Origin of the sequence: Nonomuraea aridisoli (assembly GCF_003236395.1) — a bacterium.
Taxonomy (GTDB): Bacteria; Actinomycetota; Actinomycetes; order Streptosporangiales; family Streptosporangiaceae; genus Nonomuraea; species Nonomuraea aridisoli.
This window is the reverse complement of the sequence record NZ_POUD01000174.1, coordinates 1-19,533: the sequence shown is the minus strand read 5'-3', so window position 1 is coordinate 19,533 and position 19,533 is coordinate 1. Positions and strand designations below refer to the sequence as shown.

The following is a 19,533-nucleotide window of genomic DNA, read 5'->3' as shown; positions in this document are numbered from 1 at the left end:
GTATAAGAGCCAGGGCTACCAGGGTGCGAATTTCTTCCAGGCCCACAGTGTCGGGGTGGCCAGAAGAGAGGACGGCTTCGAGGAAGCCGGGAGCGTCTGGGCCTGCCTTGGCTTTGAGCTGCTGCTCCAGAGTCTCGAGGCCGGCGATCTCCAGCAGGGTGATGAAGCTTTCGGCTGCCAGCAGGAGGTGCTCGTGCGGCGGTAGGGAGGCTGGGGCGAGGTCTCCTCGATCGACGAGATGGCTCAGGACGATGGGGCCGAGGGCCGGGTCGTCGCGTAGGCGCGGGAGGCGGGCACGGATCTCCGGGAGGGTTTCTCCCAGGACGTGGAGGAGGGCCGAGGCGCGGCTGCGGAAAGGGCAAGCGCGTACGGCCTGGAGCAGGGCGTCGATGTTGTGGCCGGGGTGGGCGAGCCAGCCGTCGAGTTCGGCGACGGCGCCGTCGTGGGAGTAGTGCTCTGAGATGACGCCGAGGAGACTGGCGGGGGATGCGGTGGCGAGTTCGCCGATCAGCGGGGCGTCGCGGCCCTCCGCCAGCAGGCTGTCGCGTACGGCGCTCAGGGCGAGCGGGGTCAGCCGGGCCAGCAGGAGGTCCGGGGCGGACAGGCGGGCGCGGAGGCGTTCGACGGCGTCCGGGGGAAGTTCCTGCTCCTCGTGGTCGAGGTCGCTGGTGTAGAGCGGGTCGGCGGGGCCGTGGGTCAGCTCGACGGCGCCGAGGTCGGACAGGATCTCGAACGTACGCCCGAGGTCGTGCGCGACCCACTCGCGCCCTGACTCGTCGTCGCTCAGGAGGAAGCCGTCGAGGAAGTAGTCGCGGCAGGCGAGCCACACCGTCTCCTCCAGGCGGGCCACGGGCATGGCGTCGAGGCCGTACATCGAGTTGAGGAGGTCAGGCAGCGTCTCCGGAAACGAGCCCGCCAATGGGGATTCTGAGGTGCAGACCCATCGGCCGAGGTCGGGGAACACCGTGAACGCGCGTCGCCACAGCTCGAAGGGGTCGCGCAGGAGCGGGCCGGCCTTGGCGACCTGGAGGAGCCGGCCCTTGCTCGTACGGATGAGATGGAGCTTCTTCGCCCAGGTGAGGAGGAGAGTGACGTGGTGGAGCTCGGTGCTGGTGCGTGCTTGGCGGTTCTCCTCGCCGGTGCCGAGGAGGGCGGCCACTTCGCGGGCGTCGGCGAGACTGAGGTTGCCGGTCTTGGTCAGGCTGCGGCCGTCCGGGCCGACCCACTTCGTCAAGGCCGCCAGGCGCCGTACGGTCTCGCTGCGGGCGGCGGCCTCGGTGAGCTCGGATTGCGGGGGGAGGGCGATGGGCGGCTGGGGGAAGGCGCGTTCCTCGACGGCGTCACGGCCGAGGAGGCGGGCTTCCATGATGTCATTCAGCACATCGTGGTCGTACTGGATGACGCCCGCGTCGATGTCGCGTCTGAACTGTTCGAACGCGTCCTGGTCGGTGATGTCGACGCCGTGCGAGAGCGCCACCTGAACCCAGAACTTTGCCAGGCCCTGGCGCGCCGGGTCGTCGAGGGCCTGCGGGTAGTCGGCGGCGGCCCGGTCGATCGCCTCCTCGGCCGCGGCGAGGGTGGCGCCGCGCGGGTCGAGCAGGCCCGTTGTGGCCAGATAGTGCAGGTACGTGCGGAGCACCTCAGGCGCGGTGTCGAGGACCTCGCGCTCGGCGACCAGTTGGGCGGGGATCCAGTTGAGCAGGAAACGCCGGATCTGGGGCTCGTCCCAGTAGGCCAGGCGGCCGTCGCGGCTCTCGTGGCGGGCGTCGAGGGCGGCTTCCAGCAGCAGGCCGTCGGCCGGGCGGTCGTGCTGCTGCGCCCATGCGAGGCAGCGGCGGACCAGCAGGGCCTTCGCCGCCTCGAAGTCGTCCTGTTCTTCCGGTCCGAACCAGGTACGCAAGCCGATGCTCCCTGCCGTCGTGGGTGTCGAGGGGCACCAGTATCCCGGCTCCGCCGGTTGTCGTACGGCTTTGTGGGTGTCCGGTCCCCGCATCGGTGCGGAGACGGGGTTAGGTGGTAATGGTTCGGCCGGTCAGGCGGGAGTGTTCGGTGGACCAGGCCACCAGGTGGCTGTGGAGGCTTTCCGCCGGGAAGGAGAGGATCGGGGAGAGGGCGCGGGTGGCCACGGCTGCGAGGAAGGCGTCCACGAGGGCCGCGTCTCCGCCGTCGTGGCCGCCTCCGGCTGTGGGGTCGCCGGGCGGGGCGGGTGTCGATGACCTCCGAGCGGCTGGTGGTGAAGTCGTGGAGGGTCAGGCGGTCGCCGTCGCCTTCTATTGAGCCGTGGGTGCCGAAGATGCCGGTCTGGCGGTGGAGGGATGGGGTGAAGTCGGTCATCCTGGGGAAGCGAGCCCCTTGCTGGTACGACAGAGCCACTGGAAGACTCGCGCCACTGGCAGAAGGGGCCGCTGGAAGGCATGCCCCTTGCCTGTGGGAGAGAGCCGCCGGGCAGGCTCGTCCGCTGCTCGTCGCGAGGCAGGGTCCTAGGAGGAGGCAGGACGGTCACGCTCGCCGTCGTCGGCGCGGGCTCGCGAAGGCTCTCGTACGCCCGCCATGCCACCGCGACCGGCCGCGCGCAGGTGGTCGCGGTGGCCGACCCGGTGCCCGCCCGCCGAGCGAAGTTCCCCAGCGCCGCCCCGTACGCCGACTGGCGCGAGTTCGCCGCGCTCCCCCGCCAAGCGGACGCCGTGATCATCGCCACCCAGGACCGCGACCACGTTGAGTCTGCCCTGCGCTTCGCGGAGCTGGGCTACGACATCCTGCTGGAGAAGCCGATGGGCGTGTCGCAGGACGAATGCCGCGCCATCGTGGCGGCCGCCGAACGCTCCGACGCCATCTTCGCCGTCTGCCACGTGCTGCGCTACACCCCGTACACCAAGACCCTGAAAGCGCTGCTGGACGCCGGCCGCATCGGAACCGCCCACCGGCCGCCGCCGACCGCTGCCTCGACTGCACGGCCGAGCCCACCTGCCCGTACTCCGCCCCCCGCCTCTACCTCCCCCTGGTCGGCCGCGAGATCTGGCCACTGACCGCGGTGACCGACGACGTGTCCGAGCAGGGCGTCGAGGCACTGCGTACCGGCCCGTACGGCAGATGCGTCTACGCCTGGGACCAGTGAGGAGGTGCGCCGTACGAGGTGGGCGGAGGTCAGAAGGCGCGGGTGGCTTCCAGGAGGGCGGCGTGGACCTGGTTCTCGGGGAGGTCCATGGTCTTGACGGCGCCCCACTGGAGGGCGCCTAGGAGGGCCCAGGATTTGAGGCGGGTTTCGGGGGTGGGGTTGGTGCCGGCGAGTTTGGTGTAGATCTCGTCGCGGAAGGTGCGGACGGTGGTGCGTCCGGAGTCGGCGTCGTCGGGCGCCGGGTCGTCGGCTGCCAGGTCTTCCATGAAGAGGCGGATCACGGAGCGGTAGCGGACGGCGAAGTCGACCAGGGCCTCGATGAAGTCCTGGCGGGAGGCGTACTGGGTGTCGAGCAACTTCAGCATGTCGCCTGCCGCGGGGGAGAGCAGTTCGGCGGCGAGGCGGTCCTTCGGGTGGAAGTGGTAGGCGACGGCGGTCTTGGTCAGGCCCACGGCCGCCGCGATGTCGGCCAGGGAGGTGGCCGCGTAGCCGCGTTCGGCGAAGAGTGAGCGGGCGGCGTCGAGGATCCGGGTGCGGGTGTCGTCGGCTGTGGCCATCGTCTCATTTCCCTCAGGGAGACAGCCTTCCGGATATTTCCGGTTTTATCGTATGTCCTGTACGACCGTACAGGACGGCCGTCTAGCGAGGGACACGGAAGCGATGACACGGTTGCTGGGCCGGCTGGGCGGCTGGTGCGCGCGCCACGGCTGGATCGTACTGGTCACCTGGGTGCTCGCCGCCGCCGCCCTCATGGGAAGCAACCTGGCCTTCCCCAGCCCGACCAGCAGCGACGCCAGCATCCCCGGCACCGACGCCCAGCGCGCCCACGATCTCATGAAGACCGGCTTCGGCTCGGGTTACGAGGCGGGCGGCACGGTGCAGCTGCTCGTGTACTCCGCCGACGGGCCGCTGCTGGAGGAGACCCGCAAGGAGGCCGTCGAGGACGCCGTCGACCGGCTGCGCACGATGCCGCATGTCGCGGAGGTGGAGACGCCGTTCCGCATGGGCGGCATCTCCTCGAACCTGCAGATCGGCCTGATCGGCGTCCGGCTGGAGGGCCACGACCCCGACGCGATCGGCACGATCACGCAGGACCTGTCGAAGGCCGCCGACCCGGCGCGCGAGGCGGGGCTGGAAGTGGTGCCGGCCGACAACTCCAACCCCGCCGGCAAGGAGATCAAGACCGGGCCGAGCGAGGTCGTGGGCGTGATCTGCGCGCTGGTGGTGCTGGTGTTCGCGTTCGGGACGCTGGTGGCCGCGACGGTGCCGATCTTCGTGGCGCTGGTCAGCGTGGCCTCGGGGCTCGGCCTGATCGGGCTGCTCGGCTGGGTCGTGGACATGCCCAAGCAGGCCGGCATCATGGCCACGATGGTCGGGCTCGGCGTGGGCATCGACTACGCGTTGTTCCTGCTGTCGCGTCATCGCCGGCTGCTGGCCGACGGGGTGCCGGTCGTGGAGTCCGTACGCCGTACCGTGGCGAGCTCCGGCGGGGCCGTCGTCTTCGCGGGCGGCACCGTCATCATCGCGTTGAGCGCGCTGCTGCTGGCCGGTTTCCCGCTGCTGGCCACGCTGGGCTGGGTCACCGGCATCTCGGTGGTCGCCGCCGTGCTCACCTCGGTCACGCTGGTCCCGGCCCTGCTCGGGCTGCTCGGCCACCGCGTCAACGCGCTCAGGGTGCCGTTCCTGCGCGGCTCCGGCGCGGGCGGCGCCGGGTGGGCGGGGCTCGGCGCGTGGGTGGCGCGCCGGCCGTGGCGGGTGCTGCTGGGCGCCGTCGTGGTGCTGGGCGCGCTGGCCGCGCCCGCGCTGGCGCTGAAGCTGGGGCCGATCGACGAGGGGTACGGCGCGCAGGGCTCGGAGTCGCGGCGCGCGTACGAGCTGATGGCCACCGGCTTCGGGCCGGGCTCCAACGGGCCGCTGATCGTGGTCGCCGAGCTGCCCGAGAAGGTCGACGACGCCGACGATCCTCTGGTGGAGGACCTGGCCCGCGAGGTGAAGGCCGTCGACGGCGTGGCCCACGTGGGCGACCCCAAGGTCAACACCTCCGGCCGCTCGGTGCTGCTGCAGGCCGTTCCCGAGTACGCCCCCAGCGACGAGCGCACCGCGCAGGTGGTCAGGGACGTCAGGGCCATCGAGCTGCCCGGCGTGCGGGTGCACGTCGGCGGCGAGGTCGCGGGGCTGACCGACGCCGGCGACCGCCTGGCCGAGCGCACCCCGCTGGTCATCGCCGTGGTGGTGCTGCTCAGCGCCCTGCTCCTGCTGCTGGCCTTCCGCGCGCCGCTGGTCGCGGTGAAGGCGGCGGTGATGAACCTGGTCTCGCTCGGGGCCGCGTTCGGGGCGCTGGCGCTGGTGTTCTCGCTCGGGCTGGGGACGGGGCTGGTGGGGATGGATCCGCCGGTCAGCTCGTCGTACCTGGCGCCGCTCTTCTTCTCGGTGCCGATCGAGAGCTACGTGCCGCTGATGTTGTTCGCGGTGCTGTTCGGGTTGTCGATGGACTACGAGGTGTTCCTGCTGACGGCGGTGCGGCAGTCGTACCTGCGGCACGGGCGCAACGCGCGGGCGGTGGCCGAGGGGCTCGGCTCGACGGGACGGGTGATCACGTCGGCCGCGTTGATCATGGTGGCGGTGTTCACGGCGTTCATCGCCTACCCGGACTCGCTGGTGAAGACGTTCGGGGTGGGGCTGGCGGTGGCGATCGCGGTGGACGCGACGATCATCAGGGGGTTCCTGGTGCCCGCCACGATGGTGCTGCTCGGGCGGGCCAACTGGTGGTGCCCGCGCTGGCTGGACCGGATCCTGCCGAACCTGTCGGTCGAGGGCCACGAGGAGGACGGTTCCGCGCCCGAGCCGCGCCGCCCGGAGCCGGTCAAGGCGGGCGTCTGACCGTCAGTCGTCGTCGGTGAGGTGACAGGCCGGGACCCAGCCGACGACGCCGGTGGTGGCGTCGCGCCCGTGGTACCACAGGGTGCTGTCGAAGTGGGCGTCGCAGCGGTAGAGGCCGTGCTCCTCCGAGCGGTTCGGCTCGAAGCCGTGGCCGGGGTGGCCGACGCCGTTGCGGACCGAGCCGGCGCGCGGCTCGGCCCAGATGACCACCCCGTGCGCGGCGAAGTCGTAGCGGAGCCCCGTCAGCGCCGCGGACGCGAGCAGGCCCGCGACGGCGACTCGTGTGATGTGCACCGGCTCACAGTAAGGCAGTGATCACTCAGCGTTCCAGCTCCTTGCCGCCGCGTCGCCAGCCGAGCAGACCGCCGTCGAGCGGCCGCGCGGTGTAGCCGTGCTCGCGCAGCAGCCGCACCGCCTCCGGCGACACCACGCAGTACGGCCCGCCGCAGTACGCCACGACCTCCGCCTGCCTCGGCAGCTCGGCCAGGCGCTCGCGCAACTCGGCCAGCGGCACCGAGATCGCGCCCGGCACGTGGCCGGCGGCGTAGTCGCCCGCCGATCGCACGTCCACGACGACCGTGCCGGGGTCGGCGAGCCGGTCGGCCAGCTCGTCGGCGGTCACGCCCTCCAGCGAGCCCATCCGCGCCCGCACGGCGTCGCGCAGCTCGGCCAGCCGGCCCTCGGCGAACGCCTGCAGCTCGCCGAGGAAGCGCGACACCCCGTCGTCGGCCAGGCGGTAGTAGACGCGGGTGCCGTCCTTCCTGCTCGTCACCAGCTGGGCGGCGCGCAGCTGCTGGAGCTGGGCGGAGGTGTTCTTCAGCGGCACGCCCGCCGCCTGCGCCAGCTCCTCCACCGTGCGCTCGCGCTGGTCGAGCACGTCGAGCAGGCGCAGCCGCACCGGGCTGGCCAAGGCCTTGCCGACGCGGGCGAGCTGCTCGTAGATCGGTTCTTCGGCGAACATCAGACCATGTACTGGTCGTGCCGGCGGTAGAGCTCCGTCCACTCCTCCGGCGAGAGGCTCCGGCCGGTGGCGGCGATGTCGGCGAGCTCCTCGAAGTACGCCTCCCGCGGCGCGCCGGGCGTGAACAGGATGAGCATCGAGGCGGGCTCGCCGGACTCGTTGCGGAAGGCGTGCACGCCGCCCTCGGGCACGAACAGGAAGTCGCCCGGCCGGCCGTCCGTCCACTTCACGCCGTCGTAGAGCCGGATCGTGCCCGACAGCACGTAGAACGACTCGGTCATGGTGCGGTGGAAGTGGGCGCCGGGGCCGGACGGGCTGGGGCCCATCTCCCACCGGTAGAGACCGTACGCGCCGCCGGTGAGGCCGCCGGTGGCGAGGTAGTGGACCTGGGTGGTGCGCATGGGCAGGTCGGGCGGGTCGCCCGCGCTCCTGAAGACGCCGCTGTGCTCGCCGCTCTCGCCGAAGTAGCGCTGCTCGGGGTAGGACATGCCGCCTCCTCTATTGTTCTAAGGATTTTTAGAGTAGCGCGGGCAACACCTCCGTGGCCAGACGTTCGAGCTGCTCGGCCTCGTCGGTCATCGGGTCCAGCAGGACGAGGTCCGCGCCCGCCTCGATCACCTCGCGCAGCCCGCGCACGACCGTCTCCGGCGGACCGGCGACGGCCGACTCGGCGGTGCCGTACAGGCGGCGGAGCTGATCGCCGAGCCGGTCCTCCTCGCCCACGGACACGTAGACGCGCTTGGCGACCCCGTACCCGGCCGGGTCGCGGCCGGCCCGCTCCAGCTCGGTGCGCAGCGTCCGCACCTGCTCGGCGAAGGCCGCCGTCGTCGCCGCGCCGGCGCCCACGAACCCGTCGCCGTGCCGGACCGCGCGCCGGATCGCCGCGGGCCGGTGCCCGCCGATCCACACGGGCGGATGCGGCTTCTGGTACGTCTTCGGCTCCATGGTCCCCTCGACCTGGAAGAACCGCCCGTGGAAGGAGACCTGCGGCTCGCTCCAGCAGGCCTTCATCAGCTCGATGCCCTCGACGAAGCGCGTCACGAACCCGTCGGGGGAGACGCCGAAGGAGCCCAGCCGGTCGCGGCCGCCGAGGCCGAAGCCGACCTCCAGGCGGCCGTGACTGAGCTGGTCGAGCGTGCTCAGGCTCTTGGCCAGCTGCAGCGGCTGGTGCAGGACGCTGACGAACACGGCGCAGCCGATGCGCAGCCGCTCGGTGCAGGCGGCCGCGTACGTCATGACCTCCATCGGGCCGAGCGTCGGGACCGGGGAGAGCGTCCCCTCGCGGGTCCAGGCGCTGTGGAAGCCCAGCTCCTCCACGCGCGCCAGGTAGGCCCGGAACTCGCCGGGGTCGAACGTGCCGTCGGCGACCTGCTGCGGCAGGGAGACGGCGAACCGGATGATGGCATCAGTCATGTCCGACCGGATAGCCGCCGTCCCCGCCGTCAAACCTCCGGGCGGCTACGCGTGCCGCTCGGTGAAGTCGAGGATCTGCCGCCAGGCGTCCTGGCACGCCTCGGCCCACTCGCCGTAGGAGCGGTCGAAGAACGAGTGCGGCGCGCCGTCGTAGACGTGCTTCTCGTGCGGCGTGCCGGCCCGGTCGAGCGCCGCCTCGTACGCCGCGAACTGCTCGGGCGTCGTGGCGGTGTCGGCTCCGCCCATGAGCATGAGGATCGGCGCGCCCGGCCCGGAGGCGGGCTCGTCCACGAAGCGCAGCGTCGGGTAGAAGCCGATGCCGCCCGCCAGGCCGTTGCCCTCGGCGGCCTGCCGCAACGACTGGGCGCCGCCCAGGCAGAAGCCCACCGTGAACACCGGCCCCGCGCCGGCCAGCGCCTCGGTGGCCGCCTTCGCGTCGGCCCGCACGTGGTCGCTGGTGAGCTGCTGGACGTGCGGCATGAACGCGAAGTCGTCACTGCGGTCGCCCGTGTCGGCGGTGCGGCCGAAGTAGTCGATCGCGATCGTCTGGAACCCCGCCTCGGCGAACCGCACGGCGAGATCGCGGTAGTACGGGTGCAGGCCGCGGACGTCGGGCAGGATCACCATGCTCCGGCCGTTCGGCTGCTCGGGCACGGCCCGGTAGCCCAGGAACCGGTTGCCGTCGGCGGCGGTCAGCTCTATCTGCTCCTGAGAGGCCACCTTGCCCTGCACGGGCGGGGCCGGGGGCCTGCTGTCAGTGGAATGGCACATGGTCCCAGCATGCCCACAGCGGCTCAGACGGTCGCACGCGACCCCGGCGTTCGCGATCGGAGTATTCCGATCGGCAGGGTGGAAAAGTACATCCATGACCTTTCACCCCAATCTCGATCCCGAACTGCGGGCCGCGGTCGAGCGGATGACGACGCTGCCGCAGGGCGCGTCCCTGTCGTACGAGCTCCTGGCCGAGCAGCGGGAGCAGCTCGGCGCGATGGTGGCGGCGATGCCCCGCCCGGACACCCGCGTGCTGATCGAGGACCGCATCGTGCCGGGGCCCGAGGGCGCGCCCGACGTCCGGCTGCGCACCTACCGGCCGCCGCAGGACGGCCCGGCCCGTCCGGGGCTCTACTGGATCCACGGCGGCGGCATGATCATCGGCGTGCCTGAGCTCGACGACGCGATGCTCGTCGAGCACGTGGAGCGGCTCGGCATCGTCGCCGTGTCGGTCGAGTACCGGCTCGCGCCCGAGCACCCGCACCCCGCGCCCGTCGAGGACTGCTACGCGGGCCTGGCCTGGGTCGCCAAGAACGCCGCCGAGCTCGGTCTCGACCCCGCGCGGCTGGCCGTGGGCGGCGCCAGCGCCGGCGGCGGGCTGGCCGCCGCGACCGCGCTGCTGGCCCGCGACAGGGGTGGGCCGGAGCCGGCCTTCCAGCTGCTGATCTGCCCGATGCTGGACGACCGCGACGACACGCCGTCCAGCCACCAGTTCGCCGAGGCGGTGGTGTGGGACCGGGAGGCCAACCGGTTCGGCTGGCGGGCGCTGCTCGGCGACAGGGCCGGCGGCGACGACGTCCCGCCGTACGCGGCTCCCGCGCGGGCCACGGACCTGGCGGGGCTGCCTCCGGCGTTCGTGGACGTGGGGGAGCTGGAGGTGTTCAGGGACGAGTGCGCCGACTACGCGCTGCGGCTGGCGCGGGCCGGGGTCTCGACCGAGTTCCACCTGTATCCGGGGGCGTTCCACGGGTTCGACATGATGGTGCCCGACGCGGCGCTCAGCGTCCGGGCCCGGGAGACGCGGCTGGCGGCGCTCCGGCGGGCGCTCCGGATCCCGTAGCCGTCAGGCGCGGTGGCGGCCTCTCCTGACGCCGCCCGCGCCGACCAGGAGGGCTTCCTCGGGCGCCGTACGGTGCCGGCGCCCGCGCGGGGTGAGGTCGGCGAGCGTGAGGGGCTCCTCGACCGTGTGGCGACGGCGGCGGCCCCGGTAGGCGCCGCCCTCGCGCAGCCTCGGCGGGCTGAACGCGTCGAACGCGCTCGTCGCCCCCGGGATCACGATCCGCTCGAACGGCCAGGTGTCCACCACCAGCTCCAGCGGGCCCGTGTCGACGACGACCTCCAGCGGGCCGGTCTCGTCGCCGAAGGCGTAGCGGCCGCGGTCGAAGTCCGGCTCGTACGGGTCGGTGTCGAAGGAGGGGGTGAACGGGACGCCGGCCGTGGGCTCCGGCGCGGCGGGGCCGAGGGCGTGGCGGCGCGAGGCGCCGTCCATGGAGAGGTCGAACGGGCGGGTCTCCAGCGGCATCCGGGCGTGCCGGGCGCGCGCCCGGCGTCGGCCGTCCTGTCCGCCGCCCTGGGTGGCGTCCTGAGGGGCGGAGACCTTCAGGACGGCGGCGGGCTCCAGGATCGCCGTCGGCTCCAGCGCGGCGTTCGGCGCCAGCGCCGCGGCCTGCTGCAGGGTCGCGGCAGGTTCCAGGGCCGTGGTCTGTTCCAGGGCCGCGGTGTTCCGGGCTGCGGCGGGCTCCAGGGTGTGCTCCTGGGCCGTGGGCTCGGGGAACAGCGCCCGGCGCAGGCGCCTCTCGCTCGGCTTGCGGTGGCGACGGTGGGCGGCGCGGGTCCGGTTCGTACGGGGTCCCGCCACTGCGGCGGCGGCGACGCGGAGGCGGCGGGTCCTGGCCACCGCGAGCAGCGTGAGCGCGGCCACCAGGGCCGAGCTGATCAGCGTGGTGGTGGGGGAGTCGATGACCGGCAGCGGGCCGGTGGCGGAGGCGTCCGTGTGCGTGGGGAGCGGTTCGGCCGTCGCCGCCGTGGTGTCCGCCGTGGTGGGTTTGGCGTGCTTGGCCTTCTTCGTCGTGTCCGGGGAGCCTTCGGAGGCCGACATCCGGGGCGGGGCGGCGTTGCGCTCCGTGGCGGACGTGTGCGCCGACGACGAGCGCAGAGCCGGGGCGGTCTCCTGCTTCGGGCCCTGACCCTTGGCCGGGGCCTGCGTGCGGACCTCGTCCCCGGTGTGGGTCCGGCCCTGGACGCCGTCGCCGGGGAACCCGCCTTCGACCCGGCCCTGTGACCGGTCGCCGTGCCCTGCGGGGCCGCCGGACTGGATGCGGCCCCCCGGGATCAGCGAGCTCAGCGACTCTCCGGGCAGCTCGCCTTCGACCCGATCGGCCTTCTTCTGCGCCTCCCGCTCCAGCCGGGCCTTGACCTTCTCGGGGTAGCCGTAGCCGACGACCTTGCTGGTGTCACGTTCCTTGCGCTTGGCGACGCCGCCGTCGACGTTGCCCTCGATGGTGTGGATCCGGTCGCCCTCGACCCGCGTCACGACGCCGACGTGGTCGATGCGGTTGATGCTGTTCGAGCCGCTCCAGTCGTAGAAGACGATCGCGCCGGGCTCGGGCTTGTTCCCCCACGCGCCCTGCTTCTTGAACCACTTCGCGTGCTCCACGGTCCAGGCGAACTGGCCGATCCACTCCTCGTAGCCGAGCTTGTGCGCGGCCCAGGAGATGTACATGTCGCACCAAGGGGCGTTGGTGAAGGCGTCGTCGTGCTCGACGTGCTCGCCATACCAGTGGCCGAACTTGGTGTACGCGTCGCCCTTCTCGCGGTAGCCGAGCTGGCTCTCGAGCAGTTCGATGAACTTCTGGATCTCTGGCGTCATGGACCTCGGGAAGAACCTTCCGGGCAGACCGGTTCATCCACGCAGCCCTGGGTAGCGGTGGGTACACCGGGACAAGTGTGGCCAAACCGGATGGTTGGCATCTTCTGCGATCAGCGAGGTTACCGGCCCGTAACCCCTGACCGAGCACACCCCAAGGGAGGGGTCAAGACCCTGGGGCGGATGGAAACTGCAGGTCAAAACGGTGCCAGAAATGTCCAAAGACAGAGGTTTAATCGGCAAAGATCTACCCTGGGGTGATAGTTCGCTATCCGCTCGGCCGAGGACCTGGCGCGCTGCCACCACGACCGCCGGAAGACAAAGAACGATGAAGGCCGATCTGCTGATCGATGCCGGTTTCGGTCGCCACGGGCCGGGCGATCTGCTGGAACACCTCTTTGACCGCTTCGAGTCGGGGCTCGTGTGATCGCCCCGCGGGTCGGCGCCTGCCACCGCGCCCCCCGGCGCCAGGGTCAGCATGCCCGTCAGTTTCGCGGCGATGGCCGCGTCCAAGACCTGGCGAGGGATCTGCGATGTCAGCGCGCCAGACAAGATGACCAAGCAACGCCGCAAACAAGATCGCTATCTAATCGGCATCGGGGATACGCCGAGGCCGAGGGCGCACTCGTTAGGAGAGTAAGAGGTAGTAGCGTAACGGATCTTTCCCGTTACTGAAATCGATCTTTACAATATGCGGAGTTCCGTGTGAAGATCACTCCGTTTGCCTGCCCCTGCACGAAAGGCTGGAGTGAAAACATCACGATTAGCGTCCGGATTACCTTTTCGGACGCACCGCTATGCTGCCCTGATCGCGACTGTGGCCTTACCGCTCTCCATGATGAGCGCCCCTGCGATGGCTCAGGAACCCGCGCCATCCCCTGTTCCATCGATATCACCACCAGATCCCCTTGTCACCCCTACCACCGAAGGGTTGGCGAAGGCCAAGAAGGAAAGCCGTCGACTTGAAATCGAGTCGTTGCGCTCAGAAACCGCAACGTACTATGCCAACCCGGACGGCAAAACGGTTCGGGCGGAACTCCATACCCAGCCCATTCGCGTCAAGAATGCCGATGGCAAGGGATTCAGGCCGGTCGACACCACCCTTGAGGAATCGGACGGCGCTATCAGGCCCAAGGCCACGAAGGGCGATCTCGTCTTGTCCGCAGGCCGAGATAAGACGCTTCTCAAAAGCCAAGTGGCCGACGCCACGGCGAAGATCACTGCTCCGTCGGCGTTGCCCAAGCCCAGGCTGAAGGGGAGCACCGCGACCTACCCGAACGCGTACGGCAGGGGACGCGACTTGGTGGTTACCGCGAACCCGACCGGGTTCCGGCAGCAAGTCACCATTGCCGAACGGCCCACCGGCCCGATCTCATTCCGAGTGCCGCTCGATCTCCCCTCAGGTCTGTCGTTCGAGAACAACGCCGCAGGCGTACCCACCATCGTGGACAAGGACGGCAAGACACTGACCGAGGTGCGGCCGACTCTGGTGCAGGACGCCGGCGCCGCCGACTCCAACGCCCCACTCGATTCCGGCAAGGTCGGCAAGGCCGCAGTCACTCTCGCCGATGACGGCAAGACCTTGGTCTTCACGCCGGACGCCGCGTTCCTGGCCGACCCGGCAACGGTGTACCCGGTGACGATGGCGGCTGCGACGTCCGAGTGGTACGAAGGCCATACAGGCGACTGGTACCACGGCGGCATGGACACCTGGATCAATGACGTCGACTACCAGGACAGCTGGGACACCTTTATCCAGGACCAGATCGTGGTCGGCAAATCCTACGCCAGCGGCATCGCCAAGCGCTGGCGCGGCTACCTGCAGTTCCCCGATATCTCCGAAGAGTTCCGCGGCAGCAGGGTTGAGAACGCCGACCTGCACCTGTGGAATTACCAGTCCAATGACTGTGGGCTGTCGATCGGCTCCGGCATCACTGCGCGGCGGATCGTCTCCGACTGGGATGAGACGACGCTCCACTGGAACAGCCAGCCATCCGTTACCAGTGAGGGTGCGGACACCGAGTACGGAGCCTACAGCGAAGACTGCGCCGGTTCCATGAACTATGCCTGGGACCTGACCCACTCGCTCAATGGGGTCGTCCAGGCGTGGGTGGACGGTGCCACCAACTACGGCATTCAGCTCACCGCCGGCGACGAGTCCGAGTTGCGAAATTGGCGGCGCTACCGCTCCGAGGACGCCGGCGGCTGCACGACTTCCCCGTTGGAAGCCTGTAGAGGGCAGCTCCACCCGCCTATCCTCACCGTTGACTTTGAACCTGCGCCCAAGATCTTAACCTACTTCTCGGAAACAGGGCCAAGGAGGAGCTCGCCTCCCACCTTTGAAGAGGCCACGGCTCTCCACAGGGAGCCGGTTGAGGGTATTCCGGACAGGCCGGGTTCAACGGACGCGGAAATCCTCGCCGCAGAAGGCACCCGTACTATTCCGTACGAAATCGGACCGGACAAGTTGGGTCCTCTGCCGGGTGAGGACTGGTCGAATCCTCAGATCGAAGACCAAGACGGTCCCGCCTCGGACGATCAGACGCCTCCGGCTCTCATCGAGGTCAGTCCTGGGAGAGGTGCTACCGATGTACCGATCTCAACACAGATCAGAGCCGTGTTTGACGAGCCGGTTTGGGAACCGCGGCTCACTCTGAAGGATCCCGCAGGTAACGTGCTGCCCGGTACGACGCAGCTCGACAGCGAGCAGAAGGTGGTGACATTCAGGCCAGATCAATCGTTGGCGAATGACACCCGCTACACCGTTGAGATGTCGAACGCCCATGACGCCGATGGAAACATGATGGCGACCGACATCTGGTCATTCTCCACTCCCGTCGCCGCACACTGGCGCTTCGACGAAGGCTCGGGAACCACCGCTGCTGATTCCTCAGGTCACGGGCATCACGCCACCCTTGGCGAGACAACGGTGTGGGTCACCGGAAAGAGCGGAAACGCGGTCTCCAACGTGCCGTCGCAGGCGAGGATCACTGCTTCGCGCGAGGCGGCCCGCCAGGGGAAAGCTGTCGAGGTCCTCGGCGAGACGACCGCGACCAGCATCACCTACGCCCAGCCGGACGGGAAGACGTTCAAGACCGAGGTCACCGTTGGGCCGGTTCGGACGAAGCAAGGCGACACTTGGGTACCGATCGACACCACTCTGGCCGAGCAGGGTGGCAAGCTGCGGCCCAAGACCCTCGCCGAGGGCGCGGTCGTGGAGTTCTCCGCCGGTGGCACGGATCCGTTCGTGAAGATGTCCGCCGACGGCAAGTCCTACGCGCTGCGCTGGCCGACGCCGCTGCCCAAGCCGACCGTTAAGGGGAGCGTCGCCACCTACACCGACGCTGCGGGTGTCGGGGCCGACCTGGTGGTGACGGCGTTGCCGGCCGGGTTCCGGCACGAGGTGGTGCTGCGCCAGCGGCCCGCCAAGCCGCTGGAGTTGCGGATCGGCGTAGATGACGACGGCCTGACCTTGACCGAGGGCAAGGGCGGCCGGCTGCTGCTGAAGGGCAAGGACAACAAGCTGGTCGCCGCGGCGGCGCGGCCGGTCATGTGGGACGGCAGCGGCAAGGACCGGCCTGCGTCGGTCAAGCGCGGCGAGGCCGCCACGGACGTGGTCACCAAGGACGGCCGTACGGAGCTGGTGGTCAAGCCGGACCAGGCGTTCCTGACCGACGCCGGCACCACCTACCCGGTGCGGATGGCCGCGGCGATCACGCTACCGCTCAGCGCTGACGTGGACGTCAGCACCTTCGACACAGTCGACTGGCCCGCTTATTCGGACAATGAGTACCTCATGGCCGGCACCATGTCGGACGGGTTCAAGGCGCGGACGCACCTGAAGTTCGACGCCATGGGTCTGCAGGGCAGCACGGTGACCGGCGCCACGCTGTCGATGAACACCGTCGACAGCCACAACTGCGGCCCGGCGCTCGCCCGCGGCATCCAGGTCGCCCGCCTGACCGAAGGCTGGGATCCGGACACCATGTACTGGGACGGCATGCCCGCCCACACCACGGAGGACGCCTCCACCAACTTCAAGGGCGTCAACGAGGACTGTGCCGTCTGGCCGGACAGCATGGAGTGGGACGTCACCGGCATCGCCCAGGACTGGGCCGCCGGCGCCGCCAACCACGGGCTGGTGCTCAAGTCGCCCGGCGAGGCGGACGTCAACAACTACCGGGTGTTCACCTCCGCGGAATACCTCGACGCCGACGGCTACCCGCCCACGTTGACCATCACCACCGGCGGGCCCGCCTCCGAGCCGGTAGTCTCCGCACCGGCCATCACACCGGCGCAGATCGTGGACGGCACCACCGTGACCAGTTCGCTCACCCCGCAACTGACCGCCACCGTCGCCGACACCGCGGGCGGCAGCCTCACCGGCGAGTTCGAGGTCGAACACGATCCCGCCGCGACTGGGCAGGGCGCCGGCCAGATCTGGGCCGGAGCCTCTACGGTGGTTACGTCCGGTGGCCAGGCCACCGTCACGGTCCCCGCAGGGAAGCTGACCGATGGCTGGAAGATCCGCTGGCGCGCCCGCGCGGTCAACGCCGCCGCCTCCACATCCTCGGCGTGGTCGGACTGGCAGACGGCGACCGTGGACGTGCCGGACCCCGTCTCCGAGCCCACTGTGGGTGCACTGCAGGTCACGCCTTCAGAGCAGGTGGACGGCACCACCATCACCCCCACCCTGACCCCGTCACTGCGGGCACAGGCGAACGATCCGGCCGGCAAGCCGCTGCGCGTCGAGGTCGAACTTGAGCACGACCCCGCCGCAGCCGACCAGGGCACCGGCCAGATCTGGTCCAGGAGCGCCGACAACGTTCCTGCCGGTTCCCAAGCGGCTGTCACCGTTCCGGCCGGCACGCTGAGCGACGGGTGGAAGGTCCGCTGGCGAGCCCGAGCGATCTCGGCCACGGCGGCTTCCGCCTGGTCGGACTGGCAGCAGGTCACCGTGGACGTCGTCCAGCCCGGAGAGGAACCACTGGCACAGACAGCCGGGCCGGTGATTCGCACGGACCAGAGCTTCACCGCAGCCGCCTGGCTGCGATGGAGCGACAAGGACGGTGACTACACCGTCATCGAGCAGAAGGGCACCCACCAAGCGCCCTTCCGGCTCGGCAACACCCCCGACCACGGATTGGTGTTCACCTTCACCAGCGCCGACATCGCCGAGGCGACGGTCGAGGGCGTGCTGTCCGGCGTCGAAGCACCGGTCGACGAGTGGTTCCATCTGGCCGGAGCTTACGACGCCGCAGCCAGGACAGCCACGCTTTACCTCAATGGCAATGCCGTTGGGACCACATCCATCAGCTTTGCGGCATGGAATGCGGATGGTCCCATGGTCTTGGGCGCCAGCCTGCAAGGCGATCTCGACGACGTTCGGGTCCACCAGCGTGCTCTGTCCGAGGGTGAACTGGTGACCCAGCACAACGGCATCGCCGAGCAGACTTCCGCGAAACTCGGCTCGAGCGGCGCTGTCGACAAGAATGACTCCTCGACGGCGCGAGCAACGATGCGCGCGACCCAAGAGGAGTTCCCGTACGACCGTCATACGCTGGAGTGGTGTGAGCAAAAGCGGGAAGCTGAGAACGACGACGACCGGCTGAGAGACAGTGTCTGGGGTGAGGTCCGCCCGTACAGCGGCTGCACCGCCAGGTTCCACAGTTGGCTGATCTGGACCGTCGACACGGAGCGGAGCAGGCAGACGGGCAGGACCGTAGTCTTTCCTACGCCCATCTGGATGTACTTCCACGTTTCGGTCGCCATTCACACCTATGCAGGAAATGAGACAGGAACCGGCGTCCAGGGGGGCACGGCAGGACGCCTCCCACGCGACATCAAGGTGTGGACGAAGCTGTCCAACGTCTTAATTCCTGGCGACGATGACCCCATAGTCGTGGGCACGCTGAAAGTCAGAGTCCGAGCCAAGGCCGGCAAGGATACAAGCAGATGCGCCCAGATCGAGGGGCCCGCCAATGGGGAACGCAGTGGCGACGTTCCGGACTACGGTGAGGAGTGGCGAACGGATTTCGTCTTCCGCTCCTCGGGAGCCCTCTTCGACAGTTGCACGATCCGTCCTTGGCTCTCTCTCCAGATATCCGCCTGGCCGGACAAGAGCGTCGAAATGTGGGATATTCCACGTAATCCAACAGCTACCAACGACAACGCCGCGAAGGTACGCTGCGACAGCCTGGCCAAGCACGTGTACAAGGGCGGATGCGTCTTGGTGGGAGCGAACGCCCTATACACCATGCACCGGACCGACCCGTTCACGGGGGACGTAGCGAAACACATTCATGATGCGTTCTACTCTCCGCATCTGACCGCTCCCCACTTCAAAGACGCGAACGGCTCGCCCATCGCCAAGAAAGTTCCGGGCAATTATGCGACCGGCGGAACTGCCTTGACATACGTCTCCAAATCCGCGAAGGCCCCCGATGGGAGCACGTATCGAGGGAAAAACAAGTACCGCCAGCGCACCGACTGCCAGCAATGGTTCCCAGGAGCTGATGACGACGAAGATCCTGACCCGAACGACGTCCCAGACGAATTGCAGTGCGACGAGTTCCCCTTCAAGTCCACAAAAGAAGGGCCAGGCTCCGCCGGATACAACTACTCCATCCGAGCACTTCGCCGTGACCAGAACGAGAACGCCGGGACCGATCTCGGCATCTTCTACGCTCGCTACCGGCTCGTGAACAGCAGCCAGTTCTGGGTCAACATCAAGTAAAGCCGATATGGTGGCCCCGCACTCCGGTGCGGGGCCACCATCATGGCTAGGAAAGAGTAGTGATGAACGAGGACTACACGCCCTACGATCTCCTGGACGAATACGGGCTCGATGACGAGTACTTCGGTTTCCACGCCGCCTGGGTGGCGGGAATCGACGCCCGGGAGGCCGCACGCCGAATGCGGGCCGATCTCGACAGCGCGGTGGAGTGCGGTATCCATGACGTGTACGAGCAGCTGGGCGGCCTTGGCGAACGCGACGGCCTCATCCTCGTCGGCCAGGCAGGCGCCTGGGTCCTGATCGTGCAGCTACGGGGCTGGGACTGCACACGCGACCAGGCTCTGTCCATCGCCTCCAGTGGCGGCGGACGCGCGGTGGCGATCGGGTGGAACGCCGATGGTGACGAACAACTCATCTACGCGGTCGACGGGCGGATCCTCACCTACACGGACTTCTCTCCACGCCCGCGGCGGGGCGGAGCGGACCGGCATGCGCTGGACGAGTACATGGAGGGGCTCTCCTTCGTGGACGACATCGACGCGGAGGAAACGAACATCGACACGGCACTGACCGTGATCGAACGCATCACGGGGCGGGGCATCGACCAGGACTGGCTGGAGTCGACACACACGGGTTATGTGATTCCTCAGGGGGCCTGGTAGTCACCGGTTCGTCCCGCCGCCGTCCGGAGCGGATTGATCGGCGGACGGCGAGACCGGCGGCAGCCGCTCAAGGGACGGCTCCGGCGAGGGCTCGTCGGACGGCTGCGGTGGGGCTGTCTCTTATACACA

The 19,533-nt window shown here is 69.3% G+C and carries 13 protein-coding genes; 5 read left to right on the top strand and 8 right to left on the bottom strand.

The annotated features are described in order from the left end of the window. A partial coding sequence (locus tag C1J01_RS31705) for a hypothetical protein (RefSeq protein WP_111182648.1) occupies window positions 1-1,900 on the bottom strand: 1,900 nt, incomplete at its 3' end. A gap of 514 nt (window positions 1,901-2,414) precedes the next feature. Between C1J01_RS31705 and C1J01_RS31700 the strand changes: the two genes are divergently transcribed. Beyond that, on the top strand, window positions 2,415-3,026 hold the full coding sequence (locus C1J01_RS31700) for a Gfo/Idh/MocA family protein (protein WP_220040198.1): 612 nt from the start codon (window positions 2,415-2,417) through the stop codon (window positions 3,024-3,026). A 118-nt stretch (window positions 3,027-3,144) separates the two neighbouring features. Here C1J01_RS31700 and C1J01_RS31695 read toward each other — a convergent pair whose 3' ends face one another. Further along, the gene (locus C1J01_RS31695; RefSeq protein WP_111182647.1) at window positions 3,145-3,672 is read right to left on the bottom strand and encodes a TetR family transcriptional regulator; all 528 of its coding nucleotides are present in this window, start codon (window positions 3,670-3,672) and stop codon (window positions 3,145-3,147) included. A gap of 103 nt (window positions 3,673-3,775) precedes the next feature. Here C1J01_RS31695 and C1J01_RS31690 point away from each other — a divergent pair, with 103 nt between their 5' ends. Further along, complete coding sequence (locus tag C1J01_RS31690; RefSeq protein WP_111182646.1) at window positions 3,776-5,995, top strand: MMPL family transporter; 2,220 nt, start codon at window positions 3,776-3,778, stop codon at window positions 5,993-5,995. Between the two features lie 3 nt (window positions 5,996-5,998). Here the strand turns inward: C1J01_RS31690 and C1J01_RS31685 are convergent, their stop codons facing one another. From C1J01_RS31685 to C1J01_RS31665, 5 genes are read right to left on the bottom strand one after another with little or no spacing between them, the layout of a single operon-like run. Beyond that, window positions 5,999-6,289 (bottom strand): hypothetical protein, encoded by a 291-nt coding sequence (locus C1J01_RS31685; RefSeq protein WP_111182645.1) that lies wholly within the window; start codon window positions 6,287-6,289, stop codon window positions 5,999-6,001. A gap of 25 nt (window positions 6,290-6,314) precedes the next feature. Further along, the gene (locus C1J01_RS31680; RefSeq protein ID WP_111182644.1) at window positions 6,315-6,956 is read right to left on the bottom strand and encodes an ArsR/SmtB family transcription factor; all 642 of its coding nucleotides are present in this window, start codon (window positions 6,954-6,956) and stop codon (window positions 6,315-6,317) included. Then, the gene (locus C1J01_RS31675; protein WP_111182643.1) at window positions 6,956-7,444 is read right to left on the bottom strand and encodes a cupin domain-containing protein; all 489 of its coding nucleotides are present in this window, start codon (window positions 7,442-7,444) and stop codon (window positions 6,956-6,958) included. Before C1J01_RS31675 ends, C1J01_RS31680 begins: the two co-directional genes overlap by 1 nt. 28 nt (window positions 7,445-7,472) lie before the next feature. Further along, window positions 7,473-8,369: an LLM class flavin-dependent oxidoreductase gene (locus C1J01_RS31670; protein ID WP_220040197.1), complete on the bottom strand. Its 897-nt coding sequence runs from the start codon at window positions 8,367-8,369 to the stop codon at window positions 7,473-7,475. Between the two features lie 45 nt (window positions 8,370-8,414). After that, the gene (locus tag C1J01_RS31665; RefSeq protein ID WP_111182642.1) at window positions 8,415-9,140 is read right to left on the bottom strand and encodes a dienelactone hydrolase family protein; all 726 of its coding nucleotides are present in this window, start codon (window positions 9,138-9,140) and stop codon (window positions 8,415-8,417) included. 94 nt (window positions 9,141-9,234) lie between these two features. Between C1J01_RS31665 and C1J01_RS31660 the strand changes: the two genes are divergently transcribed. Beyond that, window positions 9,235-10,200, top strand: coding sequence for an alpha/beta hydrolase (locus C1J01_RS31660; protein WP_111182641.1), 966 nt, complete (start codon window positions 9,235-9,237; stop codon window positions 10,198-10,200). A 3-nt stretch (window positions 10,201-10,203) separates the two neighbouring features. Here C1J01_RS31660 and C1J01_RS53225 read toward each other — a convergent pair whose 3' ends face one another. Then, window positions 10,204-12,009, bottom strand: coding sequence for a CHAP domain-containing protein (locus C1J01_RS53225; protein ID WP_111182640.1), 1,806 nt, complete (start codon window positions 12,007-12,009; stop codon window positions 10,204-10,206). Window positions 12,010-12,937: 928 nt separating this feature from the next. Between C1J01_RS53225 and C1J01_RS31650 the strand changes: the two genes are divergently transcribed. Together C1J01_RS31650 and C1J01_RS31645 are read left to right on the top strand one after the other, a co-directional pair. After that, window positions 12,938-18,742 carry a DNRLRE domain-containing protein gene (locus C1J01_RS31650; protein WP_181449067.1) on the top strand — a complete coding sequence of 1,935 codons (5,805 nt, stop codon included), beginning with the start codon at window positions 12,938-12,940 and terminating at the stop codon, window positions 18,740-18,742. Window positions 18,743-18,804: 62 nt separating this feature from the next. Then, window positions 18,805-19,404 carry a DUF6461 domain-containing protein gene (locus C1J01_RS31645; protein ID WP_146615789.1) on the top strand — a complete coding sequence of 200 codons (600 nt, stop codon included), beginning with the start codon at window positions 18,805-18,807 and terminating at the stop codon, window positions 19,402-19,404. Window positions 19,405-19,533 lie beyond the last annotated feature (129 nt).